The organism is Mycobacterium sp., from assembly GCF_032162105.1.
GTDB lineage: Bacteria > Actinomycetota > Actinomycetes > Mycobacteriales > Mycobacteriaceae > Mycobacterium.
Genome location: NZ_JAVRPS010000491.1, coordinates 1 through 5,159 on the forward strand (window position 1 = coordinate 1; position 5,159 = coordinate 5,159).

General features: G+C 68.9%; 4 protein-coding genes. All 4 read left to right on the top strand.

Annotated elements, in window-relative coordinates:
- The coding region (locus QOC69_RS25190) for a DEAD/DEAH box helicase (protein WP_526444757.1) at nt 1-2,698 on the top strand (2,698 nt) is incomplete at its 5' end.
- Nucleotides 2,699-2,904: 206 nt separating this feature from the next.
- Nucleotides 2,905-3,744, top strand: coding sequence for a hypothetical protein (locus QOC69_RS25195; RefSeq protein WP_526444759.1), 840 nt, complete (start codon nt 2,905-2,907; stop codon nt 3,742-3,744).
- 201 nt (nt 3,745-3,945) lie between these two features.
- Nucleotides 3,946-4,371, top strand: a complete 426-nt coding sequence (locus QOC69_RS25200; protein ID WP_526444761.1) for a hypothetical protein — start codon at nt 3,946-3,948, stop codon at nt 4,369-4,371.
- A 60-nt stretch (nt 4,372-4,431) separates the two neighbouring features.
- The coding region (locus tag QOC69_RS25205) for a DUF4333 domain-containing protein (protein ID WP_526444763.1) at nt 4,432-5,159 on the top strand (728 nt) is incomplete at its 3' end.

Consider the following 5,159-nt stretch of genomic DNA (forward strand, 5'->3'; position numbering starts at 1 on the left):
CGACTTCCAGCTGCGCGCGTGCCGGGCGTTGGAGGGTGGCCACGGTGTGCTGGTGTGCGCGCCGACGGGTGCGGGCAAGACGGTGGTCGGTGAGTTCGCCGTGCACCTGGCGCTGGCCGCGGGCCGAAAGTGCTTCTACACCACGCCGATCAAGGCGCTGAGCAACCAGAAGCACACCGACCTGGTCCGGCGCTACGGTGCCGAGCGGATCGGCCTGCTCACCGGCGACCAGTCGATCAACGGCGACGCTCCGGTGGTGGTGATGACCACCGAGGTGCTTCGCAACATGCTTTACGCGAATTCAGCTGCCTTGCAGGGGCTTTCGCACGTGGTGATGGACGAGGTGCACTTCCTGGCCGACCGGATGCGCGGCGCGGTGTGGGAGGAGGTGATCCTGCACCTGTCCGAGGACGTTCGGCTGGTCAGCCTTTCGGCAACGGTGAGCAACGCCGAGGAGTTCGGCGGCTGGATCCAGACCGTGCGCGGCGACACCACGGTCGTCGTCGACGAGCACCGGCCGGTCCCGCTCTGGCAGCACATGATGGTCGGCAAGCGGCTGTTCGATCTCTTCGAAGGCAAGCAGGCCACCGGGAATGCCACATTGGTGGATGCCGAACTGCTGCGGCACATCTCACTGCGCAGGGAGGCCGACCGGCTGGCCGACTGGCAGCCGCGGGGGCGTGGCGGGCCGGGCCGCCGGGATCAGCGGGGTGGTAGGCCCACCATCTACCGGCCGCCACCGCGCCCCGACGTGATCGGCACGCTGGATCACGAGGGATTGCTTCCGGCGATCACGTTCATCTTCTCGCGGGCCGGTTGCGACGCGGCGGTCAAGCAGTGCCTGCGTTCGTCCCTGCGGCTGACCAACAACGAGGAACGGGCCCGCATCGCCGAGGTGATCGACCGACGGTGCGCGGAGTTGCCCGAATCCGACCTCGTCGTGCTCGGCTATTACGAATGGCGCGAGGGCCTGCTGCGTGGGCTGGCCGCCCACCACGCCGGGCTGCTTCCGGTGTTCCGGCACACCGTCGAGGAACTCTTCACCGCGGGCCTGGTCAAGGCGGTATTCGCCACCGAGACACTGGCGTTGGGAATCAACATGCCCGCCCGCACCGTCGTGCTGGAACGCCTGGTGAAGTACAACGGCGAAGAGCACGCGCCGCTGACGCCGGGGGAGTACACCCAGCTGACCGGGCGGGCCGGCAGGCGGGGTATCGACGTCGAAGGTCACGCCGTCGTGCTGTGGCAGCCCAATGACGCGTCGGTCGATCCCGCCGACGTCGCCGGTCTCGCCTCGACCAGGACGTTCCCGCTGCGCAGTTCGTTCGCGCCGTCGTACAACATGACCATCAACCTGGTCCAGCACATGGGTCCTGAGCAGGCGCACCGACTCCTGGAGCGGTCCTTCGCCCAGTACCAGGCCGACCGGTCCGTCGTCGGCTTGGTCAGGGGGGTGACGCGCGGCGAACGGATGCTCGACGAGATCGCAGGCGAACTCGGCGGACGTGACGCACCGGTCCTGGACTATGCGCGGCTGCGTGCCGCGATCTCCGGACGCGAGCGCGCACAGGCGCGGGCTTCGCGGGTGCAGCGCCGCGGGGCCACCAACGATGCGCTGACCGCCTTGCGCCGCGGCGACATCATCACGATCGGTCAGGGCAAGCGGGGCGGGTTGGCGGTGGTGCTCGAGCCCGCCACGGACGGCGACGAGCCGAGGCCCCTGGTTCTGACCGAACATCGTTGGGCGGGAAGGATATCCTCGGCCGACTACACCGGGACGTCGGCGAAGCTGGGGACCATGACGTTGCCCAAGCGCGTCGAACACCGCCAACCGCGGGTGCGCCGCGACCTCGCCTCGGCACTGCGATCGGCGGCGGCCGGCCTGGACGTGCCCTCGCGCAAGAGGAGTGGAGCCGCCGAGGACCCGGACATCGATCCCGAGTTGATCGTCATGCGCGAGCAGATGCGAAATCATCCCTGCCATCACGCATCCGACCGCGAGGAGCTGATGCGTACGGCCGAGCGGTACCTGCGGATCGAGCGCGACAACGCACAGATTCAGCAGAAGGTGGCATCGGCCACCAACTCGCTGGCCCGAACCTTCGACCGAATCGTGCTGCTGCTCACCGAACGTCGCTTCATCGACGATCGCGACGGCGATCTGGCGGTCACCGACGACGGGCGGGTGCTCGCGCGGATCTACAGCGAGAGCGACCTGTTGGTGGCCGAATGCCTCCGGAACGGCGCGTGGGACGGTCTGCAGGCCGCCGAACTGGCGGCCGTGGTGTCGTCGGTGCTGTATGAGTCGCGCGGCGACACACCCGGTCCGGCACCGGGTGTCGACGCCGCGACGGGCGCGCTGCGCCGCGCGCTGACACAGACCCGCCGGTTGTGGACGGACATCCGCGCCGACGAGCAGCGTCACCGTCTGCCGCCAAGCCGCGAACCCGACCCAGGGTTCGTCGCCGCCGTGCACCGGTGGGCGACCACCGGTGACCTGACGTCCGCGCTGGCCGCGTCCGACGCCTCAGGTTCCGGAACCCCGTTGTCCGCCGGTGATTTCGTGCGGTGGTGCCGTCAGGTGCTCGACCTGCTCGATCAGGTCCGCATCGCCGCGCCGACACCGGCGCTGCGGACCGCCGCGAAACGCGCGATCGGCGACATTCGGCGCGGCGTCGTGGCTGTCGACGCAGGATGACTGGCGATCTCGGCGATTGGGTGTGCGACGGGTTGTCGGCGCAGAGCGGTTTGTCGGTGGCGGGGATCAGGATGTGTTCATGGGTCAGCGTGCGCACTTGCGTCGGATTGGCGCACCGGTAGTTGCGGCGGCGCCTTCGGGTGTGCGGATCCGGACTTGGCTCGGTTTTTCGCTCGGAGTTGATGGGGCGGATCGGAGTCGGGCGGTTGGACCGGCGGTCAAAGGCGGTGTGGCGAGCAGAGCGCAAGCGGGCAGTCACCGTGGTCGCATCGTCGCGGTGGGCCGGGGCGATCACCCGTGTGGTGGAAGACCAATACCAGCTGGGGATGAGGGGTGTTGCTGCCCACGTTGCCGATCTGCGGCAGGCCGTCGACGTGCTTGAACAGCGGTGCGCGGTGGATTCCGGAGAATCGGCACCGGCGTGCGCCGGGCCGCGGGGCCGCCCGGATGGTCGGCGTCGCGGTTACCGATCGGCGAGCGAACGGTTCGCCAAGACGTGGAGACTCGCCGTTTTGCGGTCCCGGCTGGCCTCCACCGAGCACGCCTTGGCCGCGGGCCGTCCGTCGATCGCGGTGGGCGGGAAACGGCTGTGGCGCAGCCGCCATCACCTCGATGCAGCCGCGATGACCGAACGGCAATGGCGGGCACGCTGGGAAGCGGCGAGGATGTTCCTAACTGCTGACGGCGAATCAGGCAAGGCCGGCGGCAATGAGACGATCCGGGTCGATGAGGCCGGCCGGCTGCGGATCAAGGTGCCCGCCGCGCTGACCCCTCAGTTCGGGTCGCATCTACAGATCGCGGTACCGATTCGCTTCGGCCACCGTGGCGATCGATGGACCGAGCGGGTCGCGGGGCGCCGGGCGGTGCGCTACGACATCAGCTTCGACCCGGCCAAGGACCGCTGGTATCTGGATGCCTCCTGGAAACAGGACACGCCCGCCGCGTCGCCCTCGATCGACGAATTACGTACCGGGCCGGTCCTGGGTGTGGACCTCAATGCCGATCATCTCGCCTGCTGTGTGCTGGATGGGTCGGGGAGCCAGTGACGATCCCTGTGCAGACGGCGGGTCTTGCCGCATCGCATCGTGATGGGCGTGTCCGGGCGGCGATCACCGCCCTGCTCGACCTGAGCGAGCGACAGAACTGCTCGGCGGTGGTGGTGGAGAACCTCGACTTCGCGGACGCCCGCGCTACGGGCCGCGAAACGAGTGGGTCGCTGGGCGCGGGGGAAACGGTTCCGCCGCACCGTGGCCGGCATCCCCACCGCGAAATTCCGCGGCCGGCTGACTTCGATGACGGCCCGTCGGGGGATCGCGATGATCGGTGTGGATGCGGCCTACACCAGCCGCTGGGGTGCCCAGCACTGGGCGAAACCCTTGCAGCAGCAGACTTCCGACCCGGTCACCCGGCATCACGCCGCGGCGGCCGCGATCGGCAGACGTGGCCTCGGATTGGTGATCAGGCGACGGCCGGCAGGACCCCGCAACGGACAGCGGACCGCTACGGGCACGCCACCGGCCGGCCTGAACACCAACCCAACCACGATGGCAGGCAAGGCAGTTCCGGCCCACCGACACGCACACGATACGTGCCGGTCCACCGGAGAACACCCGCCGCCAGCGGTCAACACCGTTCGGGCCGCGCCGAGCAGACCAATCCCTGCTCACACATGAGGAACGGTAGGCTGGCGGCCAAACGCTTCGGTTACAGCGAACGAGTACCAAGGAGAGACCATGAGCGGACCGCAGGGATCCGACCCGACGCAGCCGTGGCCGGGTCAGCAGCCGCAGGGTGACCAGCCTGCGTGGCAGCAGCCACCTGCGCCCGAGGAGCCCACCACCGAGGCACCGGCCTGGGGTCCGCCCGCGTACACGCCGCAGCAGTACCCGCAGCCCGATCAGGGCTCGCAGCAGCCGCCGACGTACTCGCCGCAGCAGTACCCGCCACCCGACCAGTACGGCCAGCCCACCGCCTACAGCCCACCCTCGTACCAGCAGCCGGGTCAGTACGGCCAGCAACCCGGCCAGCCGGGTCAGTACGGCCAGCAACCCGGCCAGTACGGCCAATATGGCCAGCAGCCCGACCAGTACGGCCAACAACCCGGTCAGCAGTACTCGCCGTACGGCTCGACGGGCACCGAAGCGGGCTCCAAGAAGTCGATGGGCCTCATCCTCGGGGTCGTCGGCCTGCTCGCCGCCGTCATCATCGCCGTCGTCGGGGTGCTCGGTTTCTGGAAGCCCGGCTTCTTCGTCACCACAAAGCTCGACGTCACCGCCGCCCAGACGGGGGTGGCGCAGATCCTGTCCGACGAGGCCAACGGTTACGGCGCGAAGAACGTCAAGGACGTCAAGTGCAACGACGGTTCCAGCCCGACGGTGAAGAAGGGTGACACGTTCGACTGCGAGGTCAGCATCGACGGCACCAAGCGTCAGGTCACCGTGACGTTCCAGGACGACAGCGG